The following is a 1310-nucleotide window of genomic DNA, read 5'->3' as shown; positions in this document are numbered from 1 at the left end:
GCAACATGGCGGCAGAATTATTTTTTTAACCCATCGCCGGATGGCGAAATAAATAAAATGTGTCCGAATCGGACACGATGAAAAGCCCAGTAATCAAAAGCGCCGCCCCAACGGGGCGGCGCTTGCCATAGGAGGAACTATGCACTGTCCAAAATGCAAAAAGGATATACCGGATGATGCGGTGCTGTGCTGCTACTGCGGCAAGGTGCTCATTCGCAAGGAGCGCAAGCGACGGAAGCGCCCTAATGGAACTGGGTGCATCCGCAAAATGACAGACCAGTCCCGTAGGAAACCTTACCGCGTGGAGAAGGGTGGGAAGCGGATTGGGGACTTTCCGTCCATGGAGTCCGCTCAGCAGTTTTTAGATAGGCTCAACAGCAAGCGCCGACTTGCAGATACGATCAACCTCACCCTGCAGGATGTTTATGACATCTGGAAAGATAAAGACTATCCCAAACTATCAGCAAAAAGCAAGGAGATGTACGATCTTGCATGGGGGAAGTTTGAAGACGTCAAGCCTAAAAAAATGAGAGACATCAGCACCGCCACAATCCAAGCATTGGTTGATGTGGAAGTCTCTAAGGCGCGCTCCAGATCAACCCAAGAAAAGATACGCAGCCTATATAGTCTCCTTTGTCAGCGGGCTATGGAGTTGGATATAATCGATCGGAATTATGCTCAATTTTTGTCTCTGTCAGAGCAAAAAGCAGTGCAGCGTGATGTATTCACGGAGGAAGAAATCAATCTGGTATTAGCTGACGCTGCCACCAGTGAGACATCAAAAATCATTGCGATCTTTTTATATACCGGATTCCGCCTGCAGGAGCTGCTGGACATGCCTCTGAGCGGCGTAGATACGCAGCGCTGGGTCTTCACCGGCGGCGAGAAAACGGAGGCTGGAAAGAACCGTATTGTCCCCATTCTGAATGTGATACGACCTTTTGTGGAGTATTTCCATTCTCAGGCAAACGGTGACTTATTCCTCTCCGGGTATGACGGCAATATTAATGGCAATAACTTCCGCAGGCGGGACTATTACCCGACGCTGGAGCGTCTGGGCATCCGCACAGCGCAGCGCCGGATGAATCCACATAGCTGCCGCTATACGCTGGCAACGAGGGGACATAGTCTGGGTATAGATAATGACACTCTATCCAAAATACTTGGCCACGCTGATTTTGACGTTACCAGTGACATCTATATACAAGCCCATATTAATAAGCTCCATCAGGGCAACTATCGGCAGCTATTCCGACCACGTTGCGGCCACATTTCAAGAATAAACAAAACAAAAGTCCTGAAACATTAAG

1 protein-coding gene is annotated in these 1310 nt (G+C 49.1%); it reads left to right on the top strand.

Annotated elements, in window-relative coordinates; all coding sequences use genetic code 11:
* The first annotated feature begins 301 nt into the window (after positions 1 to 301).
* Positions 302 to 1309 (top strand): site-specific integrase, encoded by a 1008-nt coding sequence (locus RT018_RS14205; RefSeq protein ID WP_312942955.1) that lies wholly within the window; start codon positions 302 to 304, stop codon positions 1307 to 1309.
* The last annotated feature ends 1 nt before the right edge of the window (position 1310 follow it).

Source organism: Oscillibacter sp. (genome assembly GCF_032060045.1).
Classification (GTDB): domain Bacteria; phylum Bacillota; class Clostridia; order Oscillospirales; family Oscillospiraceae; genus Oscillibacter.
The sequence above is the reverse complement of the archived record's forward strand: the minus strand, read 5'-3'. Positions and strand labels throughout refer to the sequence as shown.